This window comes from Stutzerimonas sp. C6.4V (assembly GCF_058536345.1).
Map to the genome: position 1 here is coordinate 2,491,467 of NZ_JBZUBM010000001.1, position 26,236 is coordinate 2,517,702.

Genomic DNA, 26,236 nt, shown 5'->3' on the forward strand with positions numbered 1-26,236 from the left:
GGTAACCAAGGTCGCGCCCATCGCGTCCTTGTTGTGATCCGGCAGGCGGAGGACGGGCTGGGCGCACCGCAACGCGGCCGCAACAGCGTGAAGGACCGGCAGGCGCACGGAATTTGCGGGCGAGGAATCCGCGTAGCGGAGGGGAAATTGTTTGCACCGAACGGTTGCTGCCCTGACGCCCGAGGCGCAGCCGCGCCACCGCCAGGATTCACGACGTGCCAAGGACGCAATGGGACGAACGTTCCCAAAGGAGCCGTGGCCGGCTCGGTCTCCCAGCGTGACGCTTCACCGGCTCGCGCCCTGACGGTGACAAGGGTCGGCAGGCCAGCGAAAAGCGAGAACGCGCCCCGCGCACCTGAGGCAGCGCCGGTGAGGCCGGGTAGGCAAAGACAATAGCGAGGCGGTGCGGTAGATCAGTGACCCTACTCGAGCTCGGAGCGCGCTTCCGCGAGCTTCGGGTACGGTACGCGCGATGACAACCTACCGCAGCGAGCCGGGTCGTAATACTGAAGACTCCTCCGGATGCAGCGCTCCATCATCGCCAATTGCTTTGGCAGTCAGATCGCTCCTGATGAATCGCGGCCGTGTGCCAAACAGATTGGCCGCTTTAATCAGGTCAGGAGCGGCGGCTGCGTCCATTCGCATGAGGGTCAACGAGCCGCTTCTGTTCAGCTCGAGACCCGGCCCGAGAGGACGGGTCGTTCAGTGCGGTTCAGGCGGAAATTTTGGTACAGCTCAAAAACACTTCCAAACGATAGCGCCGATAGGCAAAGCCGCGTCAGGCAGTAAACTGCGCGCCCATTTTGACTAGCACTCCAGCTCTCATGAAACGCTTTTGTTCCGCACTGCTTGCCTCCCTCCTTCTTATCTCACACGCCTACGCCGATGCTCCGGCCACGTTTACCGCAGCCAAGGTCATAGCCAAAACGAAGGTCTTCTTCGACCAGGCGGACGGCGATCAGGGCGAGCTCTATTGCGGATGTAAATGGGAATGGACCGGAAAGTCGGGCGGCAGGATCGATGCAGCATCCTGCGGCTACGAAACTCGCGCGCAGCAAAACCGGGCCGGTCGCATTGAGTGGGAGCACATCGTGCCGGCCTGGGTCTTCGGCCACCAGCGCCAGTGCTGGCAGAACGGCGGCCGGAAAAATTGCATCGCCGATGATCCGGTATTCCGGGTAATGGAAGCGGACCTCTTCAACCTTTACCCGTCAGTTGGCGAGGTGAATGGCGACCGCAGCAACTACCAGTACGGCATGGTGACCGGCGTTTCTGCCCAGTACGGCGCGTGCACGACCCGCGTGGACTTCAAGGGGCGCACAGCCGAGCCGCGAGCTGACGTCAAAGGGCTGGTGGCGCGTTCCACCTTCTACATGTACGACCGGTACGGGCTCTCCATGTCCAGGCAGCAACAGCAGCTGCTTATGAGCTGGGATCGGCAATACCCGGTGTCAGCCTGGGAGAAAGAGTGGAACAGACGCACCGCCAAGGTGATGGGGCACCAGAACCCATTCGTGACCGGCGACCGGTCATGGAGCTTGGGCCACAAACCTTCCCGCGAAGGAATCGTGAGCGCTATTCCTGTTCGAGCTGCGGCAGCTCCGGCATCGCAGTCTTCCACCAACGACGCCATCATCGGCAATCGGAACAGCAAGATCTATCACCTCGCCGAGCGATGCCCCAGCTATGACAGGGTATCTCCAAAGAACCAGGTGCTGTTCCGTTCAGAAGCCGAAGCTGCCGCCGCGGGCTATCGTAAGGCTGGAAATTGCCGATAAGTGAACGCTCGGCGTCCGGACGGTGGGCACCGGATTCTGGCGGCCGCTGGCGTATGTTCGGGCCAAGTAGCAGCGCTGTGTCGCTTCGGCCCGCAACTGCTTGGCCCATCAGAGGGGCCGGCTGCAGGGAGTCTACTGCACGATCATCAGCTCATCCCAACGAGACGTATACCGCTTGCTCATCATCTCGCGCTTCATGGCCCATACAGGCGAGGCAGGAATGCGCCCAAGCCGCACAGCCCCCCTACCCTCGCGCGCATTGATGCGATCGACCACGTCCATCAGCCGATCGGCCCCTGGCCGAGGTGCTTGAGCGAACAGGTCAGCCGTGAGCTCACCGCGCTGGCGCAAATCCTGGAGCAGAACCTCCGCCTTGCTATAGGCATAGCCTGGACGAAAGATCGCCTCCAGGCCGCGAACTGCGGCAGCAGCCAGTATGCGGGTGTCATCGGTCGGGTATGGCAGCGGGCAGTCGATGGCATTGGCGTAGCGCGGCTGCTCGGGGTTGTGCATGCCGGTGCGAATGGCAACCTGCAACTCACCGGCCAGGCTCTGCTGAGCCCTGAGCTTTTCAGCGGCCTTGGTCACGTAGGCGACCACTGCTTCGCGAATCGGGGCGATCTCGCGCAGACGCGAACCAAACATCTTGCTGCTGCAGATCACCTGCCGAGGCGGGGTCGCCTCCTCCAGCTCCAGGCAGGCAACCCCCCCGAGTTCGCGTGCGGTCTTCTCCAGCACGACCGAGAACTGTCTGCGCAGCGACGCCGGGTCATACTGCGCAAGGTCCCAGGCTGTCCTGATACCGAGGAGCTCTAGCCGGGCCGTCAGCCGCCGGCCTACGCCCCATACCTCGCCGACCTCGGTGATCCTGAGCAGCTTGTCCCGTCGTGCCGGGTCGCGCAGGTCGATGACGCCGCCGGATTTACCCCAGGTTTTCGCCGCCCAGTTGGCAAGTTTGGCCAGGGTCTTGGTCGGCCCAATGCCCACGCCGACGGGTATGCCCGTCCAACGCAGGACACGTTCGCGCGCCTTGTGACCGAGCGCGACCATGTCACCCGGAAGCCCCGTCAGGTCGGCGAAGGCTTCGTCGATGCTGTAAACCTCGATCCGGGGATACAGCCCTTCCAGGGTGGTCATGACCCGGGCGCTCATTTGGCCGTAAAGCTCGTAGTTGCTTGAAAAACAGACCACACCCCACTCCTGCAGCCGATCGCGCCACTGGAAATACGGCGCGCCCATAGGAATGCCCAGGCGCTTGGCCTCCCGAGTCCGTGCGATCACGCAGCCGTCGTTATTGCTCAAAACCACCACCGGAAAACCTTCGAGCTCCGGACGGTACACCCGCTCGCAGCTGCAGTAGAAAGCGTTGCAGTCGATCAGCGCGAACATAGGCGGTGCAGGCTGTGGGTGGCCACGCCCCAGACGTGCAGCGACTCGGTTACCGCGATGGGTCGATAATCGGGATGCTCTGGCTGCAGCCAGACCCCAGTTGGGGTGACCTCTAGTCGCTTGACCGTCATTCCGCCATCCACATAAGCGACGACGACGTCACCCGAACGCGCTTCAAGGGCCCGATTGACCACAAGCACGTCACCATCATAGATGCCGGCGCCAGTCATGCTGGGGCCATCCACCCGAGCGAGGTAGACATGAGGCGTGCGTAGGTCTACCAGGTCGTCGATGGAGAGCGTCAGCTCTTCATAATCGGCCGCCGGCGAGGGAAAACCGGCCGGCAAGCGTGTGTCGATGTATTGGCAAAAACTACCGGAGGGGCCGAGCTGGCCAAGAATGAGGGCGCGCATCGTACTGCTCTGCAATAACTGTATGTACATACAGTTAACAGTTCGCCGCGATTGCGGTCAATGTGTAGAGGCATTTAGCCGATAGCAAGCCGAGGGATTCATGTGCGGACGATTCACCCAGTACCGAACCGCAGTCGAGTATCTCGATGCCTTGAGGTATGACAAGCCCATCGAGGGCGGGATCGACCCAGAGCCGATCAACCGCTACAACGTTGCACCGCGCTCGCGGGTGATGATGTTTTTCGAGACGGACGCCGGCATGCGCCAGGCACGCCTGCCCTGGGGTTATCAGCCGTTCTGGTGCAAGGGCAAGCGGCAACCGGCGATCAACGCGCGCGTCGAGACAGCGGCGACGAGCCGATTCTTTCGCGATATCTGGGCGACGGGACGCACACTCGTGGTCGCCGATGGCTGGTACGAATGGGTCAAGGATCCGGTCGACCCGAAGAAAAAGCAGCCTTACTACATACGGCGCAAGGACGGCGAGCCGCTATGGTTCGCAGCCCTGGCCCAGTTGGACCGGAACGGGATGGCGGAGCGCGAGGGTGACGGGTTTGTGATCCTTACGGCAGACAGCGACCAGGGCATGGTCGATATCCATGACCGCAGGCCGATCGTACTTGAGGCCGACCTGGCTCGCGAATGGGTCGACCCGGACTTGCCCCTGCCACGCGCTGAGGCAATCGTGCGAGACCTCGCACTACCGGTCGAAGCGTTCGAGTGGTTCGCGGTCGACCGTGCGGTTGGCAATGTCCGCAACGAGGGACCGGGGCTGATCGAGGCGATGTCGACCTAGCCAGATCGCCCTGCTATTCGTAGCATGAGGAACACCTCCCCCCGGAGGGAGGCGTTGGGTTATCGCCGTGCCTGGTGTCACATGGCGTCAAATGCTGCCTGCAGGTCTTCTTGCCCCGACGTCCCGCTTTGCAAAAGCAGCATGAGAAGAATGCGCGCCTTTTGTGGGCTGAGATTCCCGGCCATGACAGCGCCCGCATCCGCAGTCGTTTTGCCACCGCCTTCGAAACCGTAGTTGGCCATGACGCGACCGTTATAAACACGCGTCGAGATCACGACGGGCACCTGCTTTTCCAGGGCGTACTTAACGGCCTCGAACATCGGCTGATTCATGTTTCCCATGCCCAGGGCTTGCACTACTATTCCTTTCGCGCCCTGGTCGACAGCGCTGCGCAGCAGGCTGCCATCGGCCCCGCCGTACATGGCAACAATTTCTACTTTTGGCATCTCATCGGTCTGGATTTCGATGTGCTGTCGGCGCAGCGGCTCCCTCGCAAATATCACACGATCGGGATAGACCTCTCCCAGAAAGCCGTAGTCACCGGATTGAAAGGTTTCTACATTCGCTGTGTGGGTCTTGGTCACATGGCGCGCCGCATTGATCTGGTTGTTCATGGCCAGCAGAACCCCTTTGCCCTTCGCCTGCTCATCGACAGCTATACGCACTGCATTGAGCAGGTTGCGCGGGCCGTCGAAGTCAGAAGACGATGCGTTGCGCTGCGCTCCGATAACAACGACCGGCTTGTCGGATTCAACGGTCAGGTCAAGCCAGAATGCGGTTTCTTCGAGGGTATCGGTGCCGTGCGAGACGATTACGCCAGACACCTCTGAGCGCTGCAGCGCAGCGTTGACCGCTTTGGTGAGTTCGATCCAGCGCGGCGGATCCATGTAGTCCGAAGGCACATTCGACAGGTTGTCGACTTCAATCTTTGCGTATTCCCCTACCTCCGGCACCGTCGCGAGCAAGTCATCACCCGAAATGGCAGGCACGGGCGCCTTTTTGACCGGGTCGATCTTCATGGCAATCGTTCCGCCAGTCGCAATCAACTGAACCGTGGGCTTTTCCTGCGCGTAGGCGTTACCAAGCAGGGCTGCGCAGAGCCCGGCGATCAAAAATGAGCTCTTTCTCATGTCAGTTCCTTACCATCATTCTTATGGGGGTAAGGAAACTGACAAGCGATCTTCTGTTTGGTTGTGGCTCTGCCAGCAGGCCACTACCCCACGATGCCCCGGAAACTGGCTCGGTAGTCGGTCGGCTGGAAGTATAAGTGCTGGCTCAGGTCGCCGCTGTGGTTGAACAGAAGCGGGCAAGCGCTGCTGTTAGAACTAAGTGCCCATTGCGCTTCTGCTCGGCCAGCTTGCGGAGTGTTTCATGCTTAGGCACCGAGACAAGCACCGCCAGGTAGGTTTCACTTCTCCCAGGACGTTAACCGCTTGCTGGCAATTCAGGAAATACGCTTGTACGAATTTCCGCAGCAGTAATTGGCAATTGCCCCGGGGCTTGGCATGCCAAGTGCCGTACGGCGCTCACGTTCTGATGCTTGAACTCGACTGAGAACATATATGGCCATGGTGTAGGCGCCGCAGGGCCTGGTTGTGCTCGAATTTATTGTAGGGTAGGCCAGCTGCCTCGGCATGCAGCATTTCGAAGGTGTGGCGCATCGTGGCCCCGGCTTCCAGTCCTCGCCAATACGAATGGTGGTGCCCCCATGGTTCGTCAGCCGGAATGAGAACTGCCTCGCCAACGCAACAATTTTCGGCGCTCAGCGGGCCTGGTTTTGAGAACTGCTTGCCGAAAGCAACCAGTGGCCCCGCCGTTGATACGCTTGAATGGCCTATCAGCCACTCACCCTTTGGCTTTATTACAGCTGTCTAACAGAGCGTTATCGGTAGCCGCCATCGCCCTGGCGGCGCAGACGCCGTACAGTTTCATAACGATCCAATTACGATTCAACTGCTTGTTAAGCGTGATTAGGTCAGGCAGGAGTTCAACCGGCTCACCGTAGCGATCGTAGCTGCGCTGCGCGAGTGTCAGTGCCCTTTCGGGCTCACGCTCCCGTAACACCTCCACCAGGAGCAAGTTGTCGCTGTAGAGCGCCCGCTCATCAGAAACGACGCTTTCGAGTTCAACGACCGCATCGCGCCCGAGGCCGTTCACACTCAACGCATTGATCAGTACGTGACGCGCAAAAGCTGCACTGGATGCAGGGCTTTGCCCAGCCTGACGCGCACGCGACAAAGCGTCTTTACGGTCCTGCTTCATTAGGGCAAGCGAGGAAACATGAGCTTTGTCTAACCCTTCGAAGAAACGACGAGCCTCAGAGGCGGCCACCACCCGTTTATAAGCGTCAACACGAAGGGACGGCCGCTCCACTTCAGCGTAATGCTGCTTGATATACCTGCGCAGTCCATCCATTCGAGTTGCTCCCGAATCATGGTGCCGGCTCCACTTCCCGATAAGCTTCTCAGCCTCATGTTCGAGTTTGTCTACCTGGCCGTCGATAGCCTTAGCTAGTGCGCTATTGTCGCTAGGCTTAAACAGCTGGAAATAGTCTTTTTTACGCGCCTCGCGTTGAGCCTTGGTCATATCGTCCCAAGTCCTGATACGGCTCAACAATTTATGCGCGCCGATATAAGAGTACCCTGCCCGGATTACGAGGTCGGCGCCCAATCGGTCAGCCTCGTCTTCCTGAGAACGTGTCAAACCAGGAATAAGCCCGATCTGAGACAGTCCAAGCCCAGCCTCGTTGATGGCAAGCATACGCAGCAGATCGCTCTCTACCGCATCAGCCTGTCGCCGGCCGATGTACAGCTTACCGGCGCTGTAGAGAAAACCGGAGGCGGTATCAAGCCAGTTAGTCTTGTGATGGTTCAAAAGAACATGCGCGTACTCGTGTGCGATTAACGCGGCTAACTCATCTTCGCTCTCGAGCGCACCTAGCACTTTGTATGGGATATAAATCCCGCCGTCCTCATAGCTCGCTGCGCTGAACTCGGTATTCGGCGTGATGTATACCCGTCCCGCAGCAGGGGTTCCCGGTAACGTGCGCTGCAGTTTTTTTAGGATTGAGTTTGTGTACTCGTCGATACGCGGATTGTCGGCTGTGCCTAACGCACGATGCTGCAGCAAAAAGCTATCAGTGGTTTGCAGACCCACCTGTTCCTTGTTAGCTGCCGTACCAGGGAAACGCGAGTCCAATAGCGTGATGGTTGGGTCATCGGCTGCCATGGCTATAGGCAATTTCGGCACGCTAACCTGCGCGCAGCCACCTATTACAGCCAGAGACAGCGCCGCACAAACAAGCCGCTTCATGGGCACCCCTCCCCAGCTCCACGCGAGACGGCCGCTACGGAGTCCTGAAGCGTCGGCACACAGCCACTTTTCCCGATACTCGGCGGCGGGAATACTTCGACATCCATGCTGTCGAGCCAAAGTTCCTGCCCCTTAAGTGAAACCTTCAAGTAGCCCCTAGGGCTTTGCTCGAGCAGCACTAACGGTAACGATAACTCTTGGACCGAACGCTTGCCGGTTCGAACGTACAGCCCGTCTGCTTGACGTTCGTACACACTAACGGGGTCGACGTTTGCTTCGGTAACTTGCGAATCGGCAAGGCAGCTCAGCGGCAAGCCAGCAGTGAAGGCGAGACAAATGACAGATCGGATCATGGCGTTCTTCCTTAATTTACGGACGGCTGTCGCCGATTGGCAGAGGCTTCCAATATCCTCCGGGCAAGTTCGAAAATGAGCAGAAGCCCAAGCCAGTCAAGCGGAGGGCGATGCAAAACCAGGTAGAAAAAAGCACTAACGCCGAGTACAAGCACCGCTGCGAAGGCGTGCAATAGGAAATCCAGGCGTGCAGGATTGGCACGAATGAGAGCGGCAGACACCCAGGCCAAGAGCAGCCCGAGGACTAGAAGCGTGGGGGTACCTTCGGCCCGGGCGAAATAGTGATCGTCCCAGGTCAGTAAGTTATCCAGCGCCATGGCATGCAGATAAACACCTGGCAACTGTCCATGAACGGGGCTTGCTACGAGGTCATGGATCCCGGCAAGGCTCGTTCCGACCAAGACCACCCGGTCTTTCAATAGTCCGCGAACTCTAGCGCTACTCAGGTCCTCTTCGCGCACCGTCAATGTATAGGGGCATGTCTGACGGCCTTGGGCTTCGGACTCTTTATCGAAGCTGGCAAGTAAGCTTGACCACAGGATCCGTGCGGAGTCGAAGAGTCGGGTTCCGGGACTTACCTCAGACGGCGCACACTGACTTGCCGCGAGCAGGTCCCGAGCGCGGACCTGCGGCGCAACGTTGTATCCCCATTGAACAACCATCGGCGCACAGAAAGTACCGGTGTCACCTTGTGCTAAAGCTTCACCACAGCTCTTGTTCTCGCCGCGCTCGCAGAGTTGGCGATACAGAGCGAAGGCCGCAGTCGGCAGGCTATCGGCGCCACATCGGTTGTCGCTCACCGACGGCATCGCACCAAAGCGATGGGGGCCGTCCACGAGAAGTGGATAGTCGGCGCCATGTCCACTCCAACCGGCCATTGCCAAGTGAGTTCCAGGGACTTTTGCAAACAGGTTGCGCTCACCGCCGTCTAGGACCGCTAGGTATAGCGGAACCCCCGTTTCTTTAAGGGTCTCCTCTAGTGCCTTTTGTGCTAGCGGGAGGGACGAATCATAAGAGCGGCGGTCTTCGACAAGAACGTCGAGAAAGATGGCAGAGGGGCGTTGTTTAGCGATCCGTCGAACCACCTCCTCGTAATACAGATAGCGGGGCGGCCAGCTCTCACCGCGTACGGCCAAGGCGCCTTCGTCGATAAGCACTACTGCAATCCGCGATTGTGCAGTTGTTGGGTAAAAAGGCGCAGCGATCTTCTGCACAATCTGTTGGGAATGCCTTTCCACCGCGCCCGAAAGACCGAAAGGATCGACAACCTCCAGCAGCCATGCGGGAATGATGAGCGCAACGAAAATCACAAACATGCGAGAGACAGTTGCCCAGGCGACCAGATTGCCCGGCACTGTCTTTAAACGTTCATCCCGAAAGCTTGCGAAGTAGCCGAGCATTAACTGCCAGCGTCGCACGAAGCTTACGCCTACTCGATGCAGCAACTGGCGTGGCCGCCTGCACATGAGTATCAGCTTCGCCAGCTGTCGGGCGTAGTCTTCAATGCCTTTCATCTGCCCTGACGCGACGTCCGGGCATGGCTCTTGGTGATTCCCGCTCGGCATCCCTGTCCATCCGAAGCATGTAGCGAACCAGCCCATGCAAGTCCTTATTGATCGGATAGCATCATAACGCCATCAGCGAAAAAGCACGACGTATGTCACAAACCATTGGTCGGTTCCCTGATTGCGCTACTTTGGCGAGGAGCGTTGCGGCGTAGCCAAACCGTAGCCACTCTCCTGCTGACCCGCACGGTTGCTTTATTCCTGTTTTCGTCACCAGGCGAACTTGCTCAGCCACAACATAAGCTGTCGCAACGGCCGCGCATTATCCAGCCATCAACTGCACGAGCTCGAAGCGGCTAAGTCCGTGAAGATCCACCTGACCCAAACAGATAAGCTGTTATTTAGCCGGCCCATAAAGCTTCCGGCCGCACCTCTGGCCCGGGGCTCGTGGAACTGGTTGATGATGACATCTACCTGACCGACAACGCCTACCTGATGCAAAACAATGAGTGCAATAGGTCTTTTCTGACGATGCGGATTACCTGGCGGCAACGATGCAGCGTCTCAAATTGGGCGTACTGAACAATTGTTCAAACTCCGCATCCGCGCTGGCCGCGTGATTAAGCGCGCTGGAGGTTCCGTCCGAGCTTACCCGCATGCCACGATTCTAGGCACCACCAACTCCCAACGCTCGCACTTATGCCAAGCTCGATATTGCTCCTCGCAATGCGCCGATTGCCTGACCAGAATGCCCGCCGCCTCGCATCGCTCAACCTCGAGCGGGAGCTTGAAGGTTTTGGAGGTACGGCCAAGGGTTTGGCCCTGGCTGTTTTGGATGAGGTACCGGTCTTCACTCGGGACCAGCGTCAACGGGTCTCCCATCTGAAGCTGCGCAAGCGCCGCATGGATTGGTGCGTGTTGGGGCTGGCGCCCTGCGTAGTCGAGATCAATATCCTTGAGTGAAAGCTGAAGGTAGCGCTTCTTAAGCTCCGGAAGGTACCGACCCACGTATTCACGCCTTTGGACATTTGCGGGCAGATGACAGCTGAACGGATTGCCATCGGAGAATTCACACAGGGTCAGTGTCTGCTCAGCCCGGGTCATGCCCACGTAGTACAGGCGGCGTTCGTCATTGAGTACCTCTGCGCCGGTGGGCCAGCCACCGTCGAGCAGCACCACGTGACGGAACTCCAGCCCTTTCGCCGAATGCACAGTGCCCACATACAAACCCTGTTTGGGCTGCTGGCGCAGCTCGCGGGCGTAGTCGTAGAGCCAGTCGATAACCGCCTGGGCGCTGAGCTGACACTCACCCAACTCAGCAAGAAGTTGGCCGAACGCCGTTTCGAAGAACTCGTGCCATTCAGGATCAAGCGACGCACTTTCGAGATCGCGCCAATGGCCTTTGGCATCGAGGGACCTGTCCTGAGAGCGCAGTTGCTCGATCGCCTGTACAAAGCCCCGTTGACCTGTGAGCGGGAGCGCTGAATCCTTATCCGCAGCCAGGCAATAGGACACCCCGTTCTGCTCGCACCAGGCCTGAACCGGGTACAGGCACTCGTGCCGGCGAGCCAGGATAGCGCACCCCAGCCAGTCGCCATTTTCCAGATCCAACAAGCGTTGAAGCTCGGCTACCGCGGCCTGCGCCTGGAGGTTCGGTCTCGTTTGCTCATCACCCGTTATCAAGAGGCGAATGACCTGACCTCGCCGTTCGGCATCGATCTCCTCCCAGTCGCCGCCGCGCGGATGATCACGGCGTAATGCGTTGATCTGAATAGGATGACGATGTTTCAAGCGATCGGGGTTGCGCTCGATAAGGCTGTTGGCGGCCTCAATGATGTGACGAGTCGAGCGGTAGTTATCGATGAGGTAGCTGGTGGTGGCTTCGTAGTCTTCACGAAACTGCAGGATGTAGCGGTTATTGGTTTCCCGCCACTGGTAGATGTTCTGGTCGTCGTCCCCGACCGCAAGGATGCATAGCCGGCCGTCCTCTTCGGCCTTGCGCCCGGCCAACGCACTGACCATCCGGTACTGGAGCTCATCGATGTCCTGGTACTCGTCCACCAATATGTATCGGTAGCCACGCAGGAGCTGCTCACGCAGATCATCCTCGCCTTCGACCTGGCGTTTGCCCTCGAGCAGTTCAACCGCATCGGAGAGAACCTGTTTGAGCGTGCCCTCCTCGACCGTCTCGCCCCGGGCGAAGCGGGTGCCGGTCAGCCGCATCGCCATTCGGTGATAGGTCATCACGTTGACCCCGAAGGCATCGGCGCCTACCAGGCGCAACAAGCGTTGCTTGATTTCGTTGGCGGCGTGGCGATTAAAGGTCAGGGCTACAATGCAGCTGGCCGGCACCCGGCGCACGCGCAGCAGGTAAGCAATCCGATGCACGATCACCCGCGTCTTGCCCGAACCGGGTCCGGCAAGCACCAGCCGGTTCATGTCGTCATCGTCGGTCACCACAAGGCGCTGCGGCGCGCTCAGGGTTTCGATGATGGTGTTCCAAGACTCCTCGCTGGTGGCGAGCTTCAACACTTCTTCACGCCCGTCGAAATAGCGCTTGATGAAGTCCTGCTTTGAGTCGCTGAAGTAATGCATCACCAAGCTCAGCGCGGCAGCCATCTCGCCCAGCGCGACCTCGGCGTATTCGCGCATCACATGCACCTGGATGCGCTTTTCCCGGTAGTGCTCGTCGAGCTTGGTGTAGTCATCCTTCAAGAAGCCACTGCGTTTTTCCGGGTTGACCTCAATGGTCATGGCACGGCGCATCACCGTCATGCCGTGATTGAGGGTCAGGATTTCCTGTTTGTGCAGGTACAGCAGTACGTGCTCGATAGCCCGACGACGTTGTTCGGGAGGAATCAGGTGCGGCAGCTGCAGGTCCGCCTCGAGGGCGCGCCCGAGCTCACCAAAGGTGGTTTCCACCAGCAAATCTTTGCCGCGCAGCCCCGGCGGTATTTTGCTGATCAAATACTCGAGCAGCACACCGGCCAGCGCGCGACGCTTCTCGCCAAACTTATGGAGCTTCGCCCAAGTGTGGCCTCCCTTGATACGCAGTTTCAGATAATCCCGGCTGACCTGGCGCAGCTCCAGCGTGCCCTTCTGTTGGCTGTCGCTGTCATGGTCCTGGGCGAGGCTGCGTAACAGGCGCAGCACGTGCAGCGGAATCAATTCGCCCTGCCCGGTCATTTCTTTGAGCGCGGCAGTCAATGGCGGCAGGTTCAGGTCTTGCCAGGCTCCGCTCTCGGCATCCGGGGCCTGCTCACGCAGCGTGTCAAACCACCCAGCCTCCAGTTCGAGGGTGTGTTTTAAGCGCTGGGTGGCCGCGCCCGACACCCCATGACGCAGGTAAAGGGTCAGCTTGGAGTCATTCTCCAGCAGCCCCATGTCCTCCATCTGCTTGAGGGTCGCCGTGACCTCCTCGGAGGTGAGGCTAGTCAACGCCATCAGCGCATCGGTGTTAATGCGCTCATCGGAGCCGGCGTCATACAGGAAGCGCAAGATCGCCCGAAACTCTTCCAGGCGGCGCGCGGGCAGGTCGGCGTTATCAAGCCGTAGTTCGGCTTCAGCCTGAGGCAGACGCAAGGTCGCTGGAAAGATCTGGGTCTGGTTTTCTTCACGCTTGAGGTACTGGCCGCGCTCAAGCCAGGCTACCGCAGTGACCACTTTGGTTTCGGCGTCGCGGTCATCGGCGTTGAAGCTGGTTTCGACCTCCTCATCGAGCAAGACTTCGCCAGCTGTGATGACGAGCTTGCCGCCTTTGCGGCGTTCGCTTTCCCGGCGTAGCTTGCGCAGAATCTGCTGAATATCACGCAGGCCGAGCTTTGAGCGTTCGCACATGCCGAACTGGGTTTCGATGTCCTGCAGGTCATAGAGCAGCACGCAGCGGGCGTCACCCTGGTCGCGCCCTGCTCGCCCGGCTTCCTGAAGGTAGTTTTCCAGCGAGCCCGGTATGTCGGCATGCACCACCAGGCGAATATCGGCCTTGTCCACGCCCATGCCAAAGGCATTGGTGGCGACAATCACCCGCAGTTGGCCTGCCTTGAACGCATCCTGAATGTCGGTTTTCTCGTGGGGTTCGAGGCCTGCATGAAAGTGCTTGCAGGGCCAGCCCTGTCCGATCAGAAAGTCAGACAGTTCCTCGGCGCCCTTGCGGCTGGAGACGAAGACCACCGAGCCACCGTCCTGACGACCGATATGATCCTCGAGCAGTTGGTGAGTGCGGGCCCACTTCTCGGCGCGGGTGCACGGCAGCACCTCAAAGCTCAGGTTGGTGCGCTCGTGGGTGCCGAGAAAGGTCTCGAACTCAATCTTGAGCTGCTCTCTGAAATGCTGCTGGATATCTTCGAGCACATCGGGTTTGGCCGTGGCGGTAAAGCAGCCAATCGGTGCCAGCGGACCGTCACCGGTGTGCTCGCTGATAAAGCGCGACACGTACTGGTAGTCGGGTCGGAAGTCGTTGCCCCACTTGGACAGGCAATGCGCCTCGTCAAAGATCCAGGCGCCGATCTGACGTTGTTTGATCGCCCGGCGAAAGGCCTTGTTGCGAAACTGCTCAGGCGAGACTAGCAAGATACCCACATCGCCCATCTGTACCTTTTCCAGCACCTCGGCCCGCTCGGGCATGGTCAAAAGACCGTTGAGGGTGGCGGCGCATTGCACGTTGCGCTCAAGCAAGCCGTCAACCTGATCCTTCATCAACGACTGCAGCGGCGAGATGATGATCGTGAGGCTGCCGTTGCGATGGAAGCGATTAAGAGCCGGGAGCTGGTAGCACAGGGATTTGCCGCCCCCGGTGGCGAGAATGGCCAACACGTGCTTGTCGCGCATACCCGCCAGGACCACGTCGTGCTGCAGACTTTGGCCTGGGCGCTCGTAGCGAAAGTCATCAAAGCCGAAGTAGCGTTTGAGCTCGTGGCGGGGATCATGAGTTGTTGAGCAATACTCGCAGCTGCTTTTTCCGCACGGCAAATCACGCAGCTCAGTGATGAGCCTACCTACCTCTGGAAACTGATACCTGACCCAGGGCGCGAGCACCGAGTTGCCGCCAGAGACACGCAGCCAGGCCAAAGCATAGGCCAGTGGTAGGTGCAGGGTCTGGTCCAGCAGGTCCACTTCCAGCAGCTGCTCAAGGCGCGTGCTGCAGACCTTCATGCTGCGGGTCAGGGTTGGGTCGGTTTCAACGAGCAGCTGAGGGATCAGGCCACGCAGCTCCGTGACCGGCTTGGGGCTGATGCCACTGAGGGAGGCGAAGAACGAGCCGAGGTCGCTCCTGAGCGTGGGAGCTAGCAGCGTCTGGTAGCACAGGAGCTCGGCCTGATTGGTATCGTTCAGTTGCGCAAAAGCCTGACGCTGGTCCTGAAACAAGGTGAGTGTGGAGCGGCAGTCAGACAGCGGCGAGTTGAGGCTGTCACGAATGAGTTTGTAGTCCTTGACCAGGCGGTGATACGGATTCTGCGGAAACGCCAACGGCGACAGACGCAGAGTGTCGATCACGGGGAGCCCATGCAGGGCCAGATGTGGAGCCTGTTGTTTTAGGATTGGAATGTCATGGTCGATGACGTTGTGGCCGAGGACGAAGCTTGCTCCCTGCGCCAGACCGCCCAAGGCGTTGAGAACGTCAGGCAGGTCTCTTTCGACCTTGCGCTCCAGTTCGGCTCCCGTGTCGGGGCGCAGGGCGCCGACCATGAAGATTCGATCGGGCTTATCAGCTGTGCCGGGAGCAACTTCGAGATCGAAGATCAGGCTTTTGGGTTGAGACGGTGAAGCCATCCGGACGGCGATCCTTGCAACAGACTACGGGGCTAACTGCACTGTAGCGGCAAATGCCCGGTCTAGGTAGGTGCGCAGGGTCGCGGTGAGGCGTGCTTGGGGAGGTTTCCGACGGGTGTGGGGTAGCTCAACGGCAAGAGCAAAAGTGCAAAAGTGCAAAAGTGCAAAAGTGCAAAAGTGCAAAAGAGTATGGCGTCACCCGGCTGGGCCGGGTCGCGCTGGCGTGCTGCGCATCGAGCCGGCCAGCGCCGTCTCGCCCCTAGGGTCGTAAGCGCTCCATAGACCAAGCCCGAAGCCGGTGACGAAGCGATCGAGTTGACGGTCGACGAATTGAACTGGCTGCTCGACGGCATCGACCTATGCCGCAATCGTCCTCATCAAGTTCTGACGCCGCGTTACGTGGCCTGAGCCGGTATAATCCGGTGCCATGAAATTTGGCGCTGACTCCCTTCCCGACGATCCCGTCTTGCTCAAGGCCCTGATTCTGCAATTACAGGAACAGGTCGCCCTGCTGCGCCATAAACTGTTCTCGCCCAAGTCTGAGCGCAGCCCGGAAGACGCTGACTCGCCGCAGTTGGCCATGTTCAACGAGGCCGAGGAACTGGTCGAAGCGCCTGCCGCTGAGGCGGACGAAGCCGAAGCTGAGACCGAAGAAATCGTCGCCCCGGTCAAGCGCCGTGGCAAGCGCAAGCCGCTGCCGGCAAATCTGCCGCGCGTCGAGGTTATCCATGCGCTGCCCGAGCACGAGCTGACGTGCGAATGCGGCTGCCGCAAGCTCTCACGGGAGCCCCTACCATCCAGCCTGAATGACCTCGCCATGAATATAGCGCTCATTTTCTTTGTAGATAATCACATAACCAGGCAGCGCCGTGATTTGCCACTCTTCGCCCAACACGGTTTTAACCTGTCGAAGAACATTCAAAACACTGCTCTCCTCCGAACGCAGGCTGACCTGCGTTTCAACCAGGTCAGTATGCGGCCGTCTGGAACGACCGCCGGCATTTTGATACCTGACCGTGTAGGCCAATTGATCTTTTAATTGTCTCAGCACCTCGGCCACACTACGGTCACCTTCAGGCTGAACGACACGCGCCTCCAAACCTAGGTCGATGGGATAGATACTGTCGAAATGGCTCTCCTTAACCACGGACTTGTCTCTATTACGCCCAGGATCGTTAGAGCCGAAACCGCTGAGATTCCAGGCTAGAGAAACTCCGTCGCTGCGGTAATGCTTGATGAGCAAATCCTCGAGATCCATCGCGGTAAACACGTAGACCCGAACAGCCTTGAATCCAACCTGGCTCTGACGCAGATTCCGGCGAGAGCGGATTTTCTTCGCGTGGCGCAGCAGTCGTTGCCTCAAACCGGCGTCCGCGTCGGTTTTCCCCACGTAGACCAGATCGCCATCAAAAAACAGCTGGTAGACCCCCTGCTGCTCCGGCACCTCCAGAACCGCTTCCTCATTGAGTGGACCCGGCGTCATTTGCTCGAACAAGCCGACTAATTCCGCCAACAGTGCGGAAGGCAGATCAAACTCCAGATCCTTGAAATACTCCATGTCTCTTCGACTTCCTTAGTCAAATCACACGCCGCAAGCCGCACGCCTGCAGTAGCGTCGAACCAGAGACGCTGCCGTTCAGAAGCAGGGCTGACTTTTTAGATAGTAGAGTTACTCGCCTTCAGCCTCGATAAATTGACCTGAAAGGCATGCCGGCAACACTCGGAGGTAAGTTTCGGCATCCTGGGCGATCTGCTCTTGCGACTCTGGACGCTCCACGAGACGCATGGCCCACTCTCGTCCAGGATGCAAGACGTCCCATCGGGGGCGCATGCCAGCGTGTCGCCCCTTGCCGGGGTTGTGGTTGCCGAAGCCGTCAATAAGCGAATTCCACACCGGGGTGAAGCGGGCAATAATCAGTGACTCGCCAAGCGGAATCCAGATATCGTCCACCACAAGAAAGCGGCAATGAAAATCCTCGATGTGTAGGTTTTCAGCGGCGCGAATGCTGTCGGCATGCTCCTTCAGACGTTTCTGCAACACCTTCCCAGCCGGCACCTCAAGATTTGCCCCCATCCGTGCGCCTGGCGGAACAGCCTTGCCTACGTAAATGGGCAGCATGAACCTACCTTCACGGTTCAGCCGGGAAACCTGGGCGTACGCCGGGAAGTCGCCCGAATAGTAGATGGCATAAATGCCCGCTCCCTCGAACGCCGGCAGATCACCCAGCGGATGGACCTCTTTTGTCAACAACGCCTCGGCGACGCTCGCGCCCAGATTCTTTTTATCCAGCGGATTAAACGGAATTACCTTTCCAGTCACGCGATTTCCCTTCCTCTACAGATGTCCTGTTTTTTCAGTTTGCTCAATTCCGCCATGGCAAGTTTTTCAGCCACACTCGAGGCCACCCGCTGGGCCAGTAGCACCGGCACCGCGTTGCCTAGCTGGCGCATCGTCTCAGTCCAACTGCCATGAAATCTGTAGCCATCCGGGAAGGTTTGAATGCGCGCGCTCTCCCGCACCGTGAAGTAGCGGACGCTGCCGTCGCGCCTAACCAGCATGTTTTCGCCGCCAGGAACGCCATGGTCCCCGGCTTTGAGTGTCTTGGCGGGCAGGTCCAGTGGGCTCCCCGTGTGGCCTGGATATACGCGCGCGCCGAACTGAAACAGGTGATTTGGCACGGTCATGGCCAACGACGACTCTGGGTCCGGCAAGTCATGTATGGCGTCCCTGACGGTGCGCCATGGCAGCGTCGTCAACGGAGCCTTTGCTGTCCGGAGCTTTTCGACACGCCCTACAAGCTTGGTCGGCACTTCCGGCACCGACAAACCATGGCGCGCCCAGTAGGCGCCGGTGACCCATTGATCGTGAAGCAACGCCTCGTAACTGTGAGTTGGTTCAGGGAATGACCACTCCACTCCGAGGTCATCTCTGAACCCAACTAGGAATACCCGCTCGCGCTTTTGTGGAACGCCGTAGTTGGCTGCATTAACCAGCGTGGGCACAACATTATAAGTTAGCCCAGCTCCCTTGCTTTTGCCCGAGGTCCGCTCTTCCTGCAAGCGCTTGAGATGCACACTCCAATCTTCGTCGCCAATGGGTGGGAGTTCCGGAAATTCGAGCTGAAGCTGGATGTAGTGGAAGTAATTGGCGAATGTCGCGCGGGTCAGGCCCTTGACGTTCTCAACGATGAACGCCTTTGGCCTTAGGCGACGTATGACCTCGACGGTGGCTGGAAACATGTCGCGCTTGTCCGCTTGGGCGCTGTGCTTTCCGCCAATTGAGAACGGCTGACAGGGCGGGCCACCCGAGAGGAGCTCGATGTCCTTAGGAATGGAATCCCAATCGAACTCACGCACATCCCCCTCATGAAGATTCCAGCTCGCGAGCAGCGGATATCCACGCCGTTTGTTCTCTCTCACGGTGTCACAGGCCCACTTGTCCCATTCCACCACGGCAAGGTGTTCGAAGCCCGCGATCTCGCATCCCATTGCCAGGCCACCCGCGCCGGCGAATAGTTCCACTGATCTCATTGCCCCGCCCTCGATATTCGACTCGCAAAAACGCGTTGAATCTTACCAAAGCGATAAGCCACGAACACGCTGAAATGTCTGACAAGAATGGCCGGAGTGACCGAAGGGAAGCGCAACGCGAAGTACGACCGCTAGCGGAGCCGAGGACGAAGCTCGCATCCTGCCCCAGGCTGTCCAGGGCGTCGGATCTCAGGCAGGTCCTTGTCGACCTTGCGCTCGAGTTCGGTGCCGCTGTTGGGGCGCAGGGCACCGACCATGAAGATTCGGTCGGGCTTATCGGCTTTGCCGGGCGCGACTTCGAGGTCGAGGATCAGGCTTTTGGGTTGAGACGGTGAAGCCATCCGGACGGCGATCCTTGCAACAGACTACGGTGCTATTGGCACTGTAGCTGCAAATGCCCGGTCTAGGTAGGTGCGCGGGATCGCGGTGGGTGCGGGTTTCCGACGGGTGTGGGGTTGCTCAACGGCCGAGCAAAAGAGCAAAAGAGCAGAAGAGCAAAAGAGCAAAAGAGCAAAAGAGTATGGCGTCACCCGGCTGGGCCGGGTCGCGCTGGCGTGCTGTGCATCGAGCCGGCCGGGCCTTCTCGACCCATGGCGCGCTCATTGCTAACGCAAGGAGCGGTGTCGATGGCTGTTTTCGGCCAGGAGCGGTCTGTTGGAACGGTTGAAATCGACCCATGGCAGCCCGCAGTCGATTACTGCCAGGAGGAGGTGAACAAAAGGTTCTGGTTCGTTATGCTGATGGCACTTTGTCCTTATGGAGCGAACCGCATGGCCGGATACGACATAATTGATGGAATGCGGGTGCCTAGGACGATCCTAACGACAAACCAGATTCTATCGGGTAGACATCAGGGGAGCATCACCGTAATAGGCTGCACACTCGTGATTAATGGCACGCTTCAGGGATCTCTCTCCGTAGAAAGCGGCGGTGAGGTTCTAGTTGTGGGCACCCAGCAAGGATCTACTAACGTTTCCGGTAACAGCAGGGTTGAGGTGTCGGGAAAGTGCCAGGGTTCCACAAATATTGGCCCGGGCTCAGAAGTCCTGATACAGCCGTCCGGCAAGCTGCAAGGTTCAATGAACAACAACGGTAAGTTGATTGTCCGCGGCGCATTTGGTGGCGCATACAGCGGTCAAGGCGACACCTCCGTAGAAGGAGATGGGTATATAAAGCAGCCGCGAATAGAAAACGGTGTGCATTATTACGACTGGTGAGAACAAGCCCAGCTTCGCCGGCTTGCGCTGGAACAAATTATCTTTTGAACAAATTTGAAAGGAAATCAAATTGTGAAAATTGGAGTGCGGGCGTCACCTACTGAAGTGGTTTATTGTGTATTCGACTCCGATCAGAGTGTTGTGGTGAATTTGGGAAAAATAAGTATACCCAAATCACTAGGGGTTCCTGAGCAACTCAAACATATCAGGCTGAATTTGCTTGATGTGCTTCGGGAATACGAGATTTCCGAGGCGGGCATCCGCGTTATCGAACCCACGGCGCAGAGCATCTCGATTGAGCGTGTCCAGATCGAAGGCGTCATTCAAGAGGCGTTTGCGAGCAGTAATGTGAAAAAATATTACGTAGGCCAAATCTCAAGTATTGCATCCAGGGTTGGAATCGAGCGAAGCCAGTTCAAACCTCTGGTTGACGGAGATACAAGCCTTGAAGGCTTTGAAAATTGGGAGGAATTGTCTAAAACTGAACGCGAAGCGACACTCTGTGCTATGGGGGCTTAATATGTACGGAATTTATAGTCGCGCGCAAGTTGAGTTCGAGTATCACAAGGAGATTGGCCAAGATGGCAAAAACTCCAAAGCCTACCTCGCACATGACAAATATTTAGATGCCGAGCTAGTAATTAAGGAAATGGCCCGGGATGCATTCGAAGATAGCGAAGCATTCTTCGCAGAGTCCAGATTGCTGTACAGGGCTGCCCATGCACACGTAGTTCAAATTCAGTATGCGTGCGCATGTGAGAAAAACATTTACCTAGCTCTGCCTTATTATAAGAACGGCTCTTTGAAGGACTTTGCTAAAAGTAAGTCCCTTACTGTTAGAGAGATTGTTAGATTTTCTATTCATATCTGCTCTGGACTTCACAATATCCATTCAAAAGGTCTGATCCATTTCGATATAAAACCGGATAACATCCTGCTTTCAGACCGCATGGAGGCTTTGGTTTCAGATTTTGGACTCGCCAAAGCGATGGGGTTAGACTACACGGCGACTCCTGCTCAGATGTATACCAAACATATGGCTCCTGAGTTTTTCACGGACTCTGAATTCACTAGCCAGTATGATATTTATCAACTGGGGCTTACTATTTATAGGTTGATTATTGGTGAACCTGACTTCAATGCTCAGATAGCCGCCTTTAGCTCTTTTGATGAATTCAGAGCTGCGATCCTGACCGAAGCTTTCCCCCGGCGACTATCCCTTGAGCACATACCATCACGCCTGAAAAAGATCGTAGAGACGTGCCTGAAGGTCGACCGCACCCAGAGGTATCAGTCTGCACTGGAGGTCGCGAACGAATTGGCCCAGATAGATGACAATACGCTCGACTGGGTGTATGAGAACGTTGATGGCGTCCGTCGTTGGCATAAGGTGACGCCAACCCACGAGTACCTGCTGGAGGTCGATAGCACTGGCACGTCCGTCGCCCAAAAGAAGACCCATGCAGGTAAATGGTCTAGGATAAAGGAGTCATGTGGTGGCTTAACGGCCGCTGCGATCAAGAGGTTTCTGAGGAAATTCTGATGCGTGTTATACGCAATGACAAGAAAGCCTATAAAACCCGAGAGTCACTCTCGTCCCCCCCTAGAACCAAGGATTTCGAGACAAAACCAAAAGATAGGTTTGAGTTTGAGATCAGTGGTCACTACGTGACGCGTCGGATAAAGGCCGACTAATGTATAGCCCGGCCGAAGCCGGGCTTTTTCACGTCCTCATTTCCTCCCTGCCACTCCGCTCTGATCCAAATAGAGCATAAGCGCGGAATGAAGCTCTTCAGCTCGGCAAGCATGGGCATGAGCCACAGCCGGAGAACTTCCGTCATGCACTTTGCTAGGCGCTATATGTATGCAGCTAGGCAACTTTCGGAAGGGGCACGATTGGTGCGCCAAAGCTGAGGAGCGCGGTGCCCACAAACGCATCGTTGACACCGACCGGGCATCTTCCTTCATTTGGACAAGGCAGGCGCGGAACCATGAGGATTTCCTTGCTGGCAGAAGATCCCAACCGCTACCACTGGGTGAATGACAAGGAGCGTCGCAGTCAATTACCCCTGGATCGTGGCTAGCTGCGAGCCTTAATATTGTAGTTTGATCACCTGCGTGACAGTCCGTTTCTGGCCGGTTCAGCCATTCGTGACGGGCAGAAACCGGCCAATAGCAGACATAGAAATCTGGGAGCTATAGCGCCGACACAGCCTCTCTCGGGGCGGCCACCATCCTGGGCCTGTTGGTAATTTGAATACTGGCAAAACTGTGCTATGACGTTGAGCAACGCAAGAGAGAACGGGACAAGGACACATAGTGCAGAGCTTCAACTACATTTCCTTCGGAAATCGAGATTATCTCGAAGGGAACGGTAATGAAATCTCGATGGGGCGGGGGCGCATGTTCGAATACACGCCAACCGACGTTGAAAAGCGGCTTGAAATCCTCGATGCCACAGCAATCGCCTTTCTCGAAAAGTTACCGACCTTTTTGTGTAGCGAGATCAAGCGAGCTAGAGACGGTGCCTCGATGCTCATCAAATACGGTCGAATTTCGCAAACTACGCCTGGGCGAAAAGAAGTCTCCACTCTATTCGAGACTGTGATCGATTTTGGTGAGGTCGAGTTCGACGACATCGAGACAGCCCGGATGGTGTTCAGCGCGGATCCATACCAGCTCCATCGCACTCACTGGGCTGTCCGCGAAGGCGACGCGCAGATGGTGTTGCGCCGATTGGCCAATCTTAAGCCCGCCCTTGCTCATCTCATCGACACGCCTGAGGCGCCTCGCGCCGAAGATGCGACGGTCCAGCCTCCGCCTCGCGATAAAAAGATTCTGGGTGTGGCCGATAGCGTGGAGTCTTTTCTTCAACTGCTCTACGCCTCGCCGGGAAAAGACGCGAGCGAAATTTTCTTCCGAGGCCATAGTAACGCCAGTTATGAACTGACGCCGTCAGTGCTGCGCAAATGGGACAATGGTGACTGGATGTTTATGCCGAGCGAGGACCGACTCTGCAAGGAGCTGTTAATTGCGCATTACGATGAATTCCAGGGCGATCAATACTGTTTTGACCGCCTTGTGCGCATGCAGCATTACGGTTTACCTACGAGACTGCTTGACATCTCTAGCAATCCCTTGGTGGCGCTCTTCTTCGCCTGCTCTGGCAAGAGGGACCAATCGGGACTCGACGGTGAGGTCATCGTCTTCAAAGTCGACTCGCAATTGGTAAAATACTTTGACTCGGACACCGTTAGTTGCCTTTCAAATCTCTCCAACCTCACGTATGAACAGAAGAATGACATCGATCTCGGCCTCGATAAGGACACATTTAATGGAACTGAAGTCGTAGGGAAACTGCTCCACCACATCAAGTCGGAGAAAGGCTTTTTCGAGGGGCGGATTGTCCCAGACGACGTAAGGTCTATTATCTGCGTAAAGGCAAAACGAACTAATACGCGCATCAAGTCGCAGTCCGGCGCATTTCTGCTGTTTGGGCATGAGGCTGCGCTTCCTGATGCCGGTCAGGATGGGATTGAAATCGCACGAGTCACGATACAAAACAAACCACATATTCTAGAGCAGCTCGACCGAATCAACATCAATGCAACAACTGTCTATCCGAGCATCCAAGAAACTGCTGTTCATTTGAGGGATAAGCATCAGTTTCCGCGTCCTTGCAAACAAGACGCTGTTGCGGCGACCAATAACTCTCCAGAAATCTAATGCGACGGCCACATTCAAGGTAGAGAGCGATGTCTGCTTCGGGTCAGACGCAGTTGCTCGCTAATGTCCGCTTCTGGCCCAGAGTGTGTAAAAACGCTCGTACAAACCCTTGCTATGATTTCTGAGAATTTCATCGTAAGGGAAGCCCATGAAACGGTTTATCGAGGGTGAACACCGAGATCAAAGCACCTTGCTTCCCGAGAGCCTCGACGACTACGTCAGCGATACCAATCCTGTGCGCGTGGTCGATGTCTTCGTCGATGAACTCGACCTTGCCGCGTTAGGTTTTGAAGGCGTCATTCCAGCCGAAACCGGCCGACCTGCGTACCACCCTGCGATCCTGCTGAAGATCTATATCTACGGCTATCTGAACCGCATCCAGTCGAGCCGACGTCTTGAGCGAGAAGCCCAACGCAACGTCGAGCTGATGTGGCTAACCGGGCGGCTGATGCCCGACTTCAAGACCATCGCCAACTTCCGAAAAAGCAACAGCAAAGCCATTCGCGGCGTCTGCCGTCAGTTCGTTTTGCTCTGCCAGCAGCTGGGGTTGTTTAGCGAAAGCCTGGTCGCCATCGACGGCAGCAAATTCAAGGCAGTTAACAACCGTGACCGCAATTTCACCAGTGCAAAGCTGAAGCGGCGCATGGAAGAAATCGAGTCGAGCATCAACCGTTATTTGGCCTCGCTAGATGCGGCTGATCGGCGAATTCCTAGCTCTTCTGAACCAGACACTGCGTGCCTGGAAGAGAAAATCACCAAGCTCAAAGCGCAGATGAAAGAGCTTCAGATAATCGAGTCTCAGCTCAACGAATCGCCAGATAAACAGGTGTCACTGACCGATCCAGATGCCCGTTCGATGATGACGCGCGGCAACGGTATCGTCGGCTACAACGTGCAAACGGCGGTCGACACCCAACATCATTTGATCGTTGCTCATGAGGTCACGAATAGCGGTTCAGACCGAGACCAACTCAGCTCGATGGCGAGTCAAGCTCGGGAAGCCATGGCTACAAAAACGCTATCCGTGGTGGCTGATCGGGGCTATTTCAAAAGCGAAGAAATCCTGGCCTGTCATGAGGCAAAAATTACCGCCTATGTACCTAAGCCGATGACCTCTGGAGCTAAAGCGGATGGGCGTTTCAATAAGGATGCCTTCGTTTTTAACGCCGCTAAAAATGAGTACATTTGCCCGGCTGGAGAGGCACTGATTTGGCGTTTCTCCAGCGTCGAGAAAGGTCTAAACATGCACTGCTACTGGACTTCGAATTGCCAGAGCTGCGCACTAAAAACGCAGTGCACACCGAGCAAAAATCGTCGAGTGAGGCGCTGGGAACACGAGGCTGTGCTGGAGGAAATGCAGCGCCGCCTGAACCAAGCGCCAGAGATGATGCGGGTTCATAAACGGACTGTTGAGCATCCCTTCGGGACGCTCAAACAATGGATGGGTTCGACGCATTTCTTGACTCGTAGGCTCGTCGGAGTCAGCGCGGAGATGAGCCTAAATGTGCTCGCCTACAATATGAAGCGGGTTATGAAAAATCATCGGAACCGAAGGCTTGTTGAAGGCGATGGCGGCATAAAAAGCCCCGCCTTTCACGGCTCCAGGAGGCGCTAAAGCGCTTCATAAACGCTCTGGAACGTTACCGGTGCTGATCGTGGCAAATGCTTAGGCAATCGCCTCACCCAGCAGCGCTGGGCTACGGCTACGGCACCCAAGCTGCGAAAGTGTTTTTACACACTCTGGGCCGGAAGCCGCCCATCACCATTTACCTGCGATACCTACTCTGCACTTCGCTCCAGTCTGTTTGCCCTCTCTAATCCCTCGAGCTAGACTGGCTCGGTCGCGGTAAGTCCCGCGACCGGGCGTGAGAACCCGGCGTGTTTGTCCAAGGCGCGGTTGCGCCGTAGCGCACAGCCAGTGTTTGCACTGAGCTGTAGCGACGCTATGGCGGGCCGTGTGAGGCAGGTTTCGGCCTGGCCGGTTCCCTTGGACGCCGGTTCTCACCCTATGCACGGTCCGCCACCCTTGCTCGTGAGAAGGCTGGATGGCGGCTCCTTAACTGTCCAAGGAGCACCAGCAACATGCGATACATCCTTTTTACGCCCGCGCCCCACCTAGATTCATCAGCTCTGTTTCGTGTCGCCTTTTCGGAGGTGTGCCCATGACTGATTGCGAATCCAGGCTTCTCCCCTTCCCTCATCGCCCTAGATCGTCTGCATCTCGTTCTGTACTTGCGGCGGTGTCTACCCGACCGCCCGTATTGGCTGAGGCCGAACTACGTGCTGATATGGTCAAGGATCTGCTGCAACAGATTACGGGACCTGATGGGTTCTATCCCCAAGACCTGCGCCTGAAGATGACCGTATACGCTGCCGAGGCGCTGCTCGACGAAATGGTCGTGCTGTATCGGCGAGCACTTACCGGCCCGGCCACTGGCTGAGTCAAT

Annotated in this window: 17 protein-coding genes and 2 pseudogenes; 9 read left to right on the plus strand and 10 right to left on the minus strand. The window is 57.4% G+C overall.

Annotation, left to right across the window (positions count from 1 at the left end):
- Positions 1-824: 824 nt before the first annotated feature.
- Entirely contained in the window at positions 825-1,778 is a 954-nt protein-coding gene (locus AC4LFW_RS11660; RefSeq protein ID WP_128118909.1) for an endonuclease, read from the plus strand.
- Between the two features lie 132 nt (positions 1,779-1,910).
- Here the strand turns inward: AC4LFW_RS11660 and AC4LFW_RS11665 are convergent, their stop codons facing one another.
- Together AC4LFW_RS11665 and AC4LFW_RS11670 are read right to left on the minus strand one after the other, a co-directional pair.
- Entirely contained in the window at positions 1,911-3,167 is a 1,257-nt protein-coding gene (locus tag AC4LFW_RS11665) for a Y-family DNA polymerase (protein WP_128118908.1), read from the minus strand.
- On the minus strand, positions 3,155-3,580 hold the full coding sequence (locus AC4LFW_RS11670; protein ID WP_128118907.1) for a LexA family protein: 426 nt from the start codon (positions 3,578-3,580) through the stop codon (positions 3,155-3,157). The genes AC4LFW_RS11665 and AC4LFW_RS11670 overlap by 13 nt, the downstream gene beginning before the upstream one ends.
- Before the next feature lie 100 nt (positions 3,581-3,680).
- On the opposite strand from AC4LFW_RS11670, the gene AC4LFW_RS11675 reads away from it, so the two are divergent.
- A complete protein-coding gene (locus AC4LFW_RS11675) occupies positions 3,681-4,376 on the plus strand; it encodes an SOS response-associated peptidase family protein (RefSeq protein ID WP_128118906.1) in 696 nt (231 codons plus the stop codon).
- A 77-nt stretch (positions 4,377-4,453) separates the two neighbouring features.
- Here AC4LFW_RS11675 and AC4LFW_RS11680 read toward each other — a convergent pair whose 3' ends face one another.
- The 4 genes from AC4LFW_RS11680 to AC4LFW_RS11695 form a co-directional block, all read right to left on the minus strand.
- On the minus strand, positions 4,454-5,506 hold the full coding sequence (locus AC4LFW_RS11680; protein ID WP_128118905.1) for an asparaginase: 1,053 nt from the start codon (positions 5,504-5,506) through the stop codon (positions 4,454-4,456).
- A 715-nt stretch (positions 5,507-6,221) separates the two neighbouring features.
- On the minus strand, positions 6,222-7,688 hold the full coding sequence (locus AC4LFW_RS11685) for a M48 family metalloprotease (RefSeq protein ID WP_128118904.1): 1,467 nt from the start codon (positions 7,686-7,688) through the stop codon (positions 6,222-6,224).
- A 364-nt stretch (positions 7,689-8,052) separates the two neighbouring features.
- The gene (locus AC4LFW_RS11690; protein ID WP_168425190.1) at positions 8,053-9,555 is read right to left on the minus strand and encodes a CHASE2 domain-containing protein; all 1,503 of its coding nucleotides are present in this window, start codon (positions 9,553-9,555) and stop codon (positions 8,053-8,055) included.
- A 639-nt stretch (positions 9,556-10,194) separates the two neighbouring features.
- Positions 10,195-15,315 (minus strand): RecQ family ATP-dependent DNA helicase, encoded by a 5,121-nt coding sequence (locus AC4LFW_RS11695; RefSeq protein ID WP_491819212.1) that lies wholly within the window; start codon positions 15,313-15,315, stop codon positions 10,195-10,197.
- 427 nt (positions 15,316-15,742) lie between these two features.
- Here AC4LFW_RS11695 and AC4LFW_RS11700 point away from each other — a divergent pair.
- Positions 15,743-16,090: pseudogene (locus AC4LFW_RS11700) on the plus strand (transposase domain-containing protein); the annotation flags it as partial.
- 15 nt (positions 16,091-16,105) lie between these two features.
- On the opposite strand, the gene AC4LFW_RS11705 reads toward AC4LFW_RS11700, so the two are convergent.
- The 4 genes from AC4LFW_RS11705 to AC4LFW_RS11720 form a co-directional block, all read right to left on the minus strand.
- Complete coding sequence (locus AC4LFW_RS11705) at positions 16,106-16,873, minus strand: GIY-YIG nuclease family protein (protein WP_128118901.1); 768 nt, start codon at positions 16,871-16,873, stop codon at positions 16,106-16,108.
- 111 nt (positions 16,874-16,984) lie between these two features.
- A complete protein-coding gene (locus AC4LFW_RS11710) occupies positions 16,985-17,635 on the minus strand; it encodes an Eco29kI family restriction endonuclease (RefSeq protein ID WP_128118900.1) in 651 nt (216 codons plus the stop codon).
- Positions 17,632-18,846 (minus strand): DNA cytosine methyltransferase, encoded by a 1,215-nt coding sequence (locus tag AC4LFW_RS11715; protein ID WP_128118899.1) that lies wholly within the window; start codon positions 18,844-18,846, stop codon positions 17,632-17,634. The genes AC4LFW_RS11710 and AC4LFW_RS11715 overlap by 4 nt, the downstream gene beginning before the upstream one ends.
- 131 nt (positions 18,847-18,977) lie before the next feature.
- Complete coding sequence (locus tag AC4LFW_RS11720; RefSeq protein WP_128118898.1) at positions 18,978-19,187, minus strand: hypothetical protein; 210 nt, start codon at positions 19,185-19,187, stop codon at positions 18,978-18,980.
- 285 nt (positions 19,188-19,472) lie between these two features.
- Between AC4LFW_RS11720 and AC4LFW_RS11725 the strand changes: the two genes are divergently transcribed.
- From AC4LFW_RS11725 to AC4LFW_RS11750, 6 genes and pseudogenes are all read left to right on the plus strand, one after another.
- A complete protein-coding gene (locus AC4LFW_RS11725) occupies positions 19,473-20,063 on the plus strand; it encodes a hypothetical protein (RefSeq protein ID WP_128118897.1) in 591 nt (196 codons plus the stop codon).
- 72 nt (positions 20,064-20,135) lie between these two features.
- Positions 20,136-20,582 (plus strand): hypothetical protein, encoded by a 447-nt coding sequence (locus AC4LFW_RS11730; RefSeq protein ID WP_206606856.1) that lies wholly within the window; start codon positions 20,136-20,138, stop codon positions 20,580-20,582.
- Position 20,583: 1 nt separating this feature from the next.
- Positions 20,584-21,606 carry a serine/threonine-protein kinase gene (locus AC4LFW_RS11735; protein WP_128118896.1) on the plus strand — a complete coding sequence of 341 codons (1,023 nt, stop codon included), beginning with the start codon at positions 20,584-20,586 and terminating at the stop codon, positions 21,604-21,606.
- A 776-nt stretch (positions 21,607-22,382) separates the two neighbouring features.
- The gene (locus AC4LFW_RS11740) at positions 22,383-23,789 is read left to right on the plus strand and encodes an FRG domain-containing protein (protein ID WP_128118895.1); all 1,407 of its coding nucleotides are present in this window, start codon (positions 22,383-22,385) and stop codon (positions 23,787-23,789) included.
- 148 nt (positions 23,790-23,937) lie between these two features.
- Positions 23,938-25,369 (plus strand): annotated as a pseudogene (locus AC4LFW_RS11745) (IS1182 family transposase).
- 708 nt (positions 25,370-26,077) lie between these two features.
- On the plus strand, positions 26,078-26,230 hold the full coding sequence (locus tag AC4LFW_RS11750; RefSeq protein WP_241508954.1) for a hypothetical protein: 153 nt from the start codon (positions 26,078-26,080) through the stop codon (positions 26,228-26,230).
- The last annotated feature ends 6 nt before the right edge of the window (positions 26,231-26,236 follow it).

Coding starts and splice junctions, on each gene's coding strand:
- AC4LFW_RS11720 (WP_128118898.1), bottom strand. CDS start 19,187: ATGGCTTCACCGTCTCAACCCAAAAGCCTGATCCTCGACCTCGAAGTC.
- AC4LFW_RS11680 (WP_128118905.1), bottom strand. CDS start 5,506: ATGAGAAAGAGCTCATTTTTGATCGCCGGGCTCTGCGCAGCCCTGCTT.
- AC4LFW_RS11685 (WP_128118904.1), bottom strand. CDS start 7,688: ATGAAGCGGCTTGTTTGTGCGGCGCTGTCTCTGGCTGTAATAGGTGGC.
- AC4LFW_RS11735 (WP_128118896.1), top strand. CDS start 20,584: ATGTACGGAATTTATAGTCGCGCGCAAGTTGAGTTCGAGTATCACAAG.
- AC4LFW_RS11715 (WP_128118899.1), bottom strand. CDS start 18,846: ATGAGATCAGTGGAACTATTCGCCGGCGCGGGTGGCCTGGCAATGGGA.
- AC4LFW_RS11695 (WP_491819212.1), bottom strand. CDS start 15,315: ATGGCTTCACCGTCTCAACCCAAAAGCCTGATCTTCGATCTCGAAGTT.
- AC4LFW_RS11675 (WP_128118906.1), top strand. CDS start 3,681: ATGTGCGGACGATTCACCCAGTACCGAACCGCAGTCGAGTATCTCGAT.
- AC4LFW_RS11705 (WP_128118901.1), bottom strand. CDS start 16,873: ATGGAGTATTTCAAGGATCTGGAGTTTGATCTGCCTTCCGCACTGTTG.
- AC4LFW_RS11660 (WP_128118909.1), top strand. CDS start 825: ATGAAACGCTTTTGTTCCGCACTGCTTGCCTCCCTCCTTCTTATCTCA.
- AC4LFW_RS11725 (WP_128118897.1), top strand. CDS start 19,473: ATGGCTGTTTTCGGCCAGGAGCGGTCTGTTGGAACGGTTGAAATCGAC.
- AC4LFW_RS11750 (WP_241508954.1), top strand. CDS start 26,078: ATGGTCAAGGATCTGCTGCAACAGATTACGGGACCTGATGGGTTCTAT.
- AC4LFW_RS11670 (WP_128118907.1), bottom strand. CDS start 3,580: ATGCGCGCCCTCATTCTTGGCCAGCTCGGCCCCTCCGGTAGTTTTTGC.
- AC4LFW_RS11690 (WP_168425190.1), bottom strand. CDS start 9,555: ATGAAAGGCATTGAAGACTACGCCCGACAGCTGGCGAAGCTGATACTC.
- AC4LFW_RS11665 (WP_128118908.1), bottom strand. CDS start 3,167: ATGTTCGCGCTGATCGACTGCAACGCTTTCTACTGCAGCTGCGAGCGG.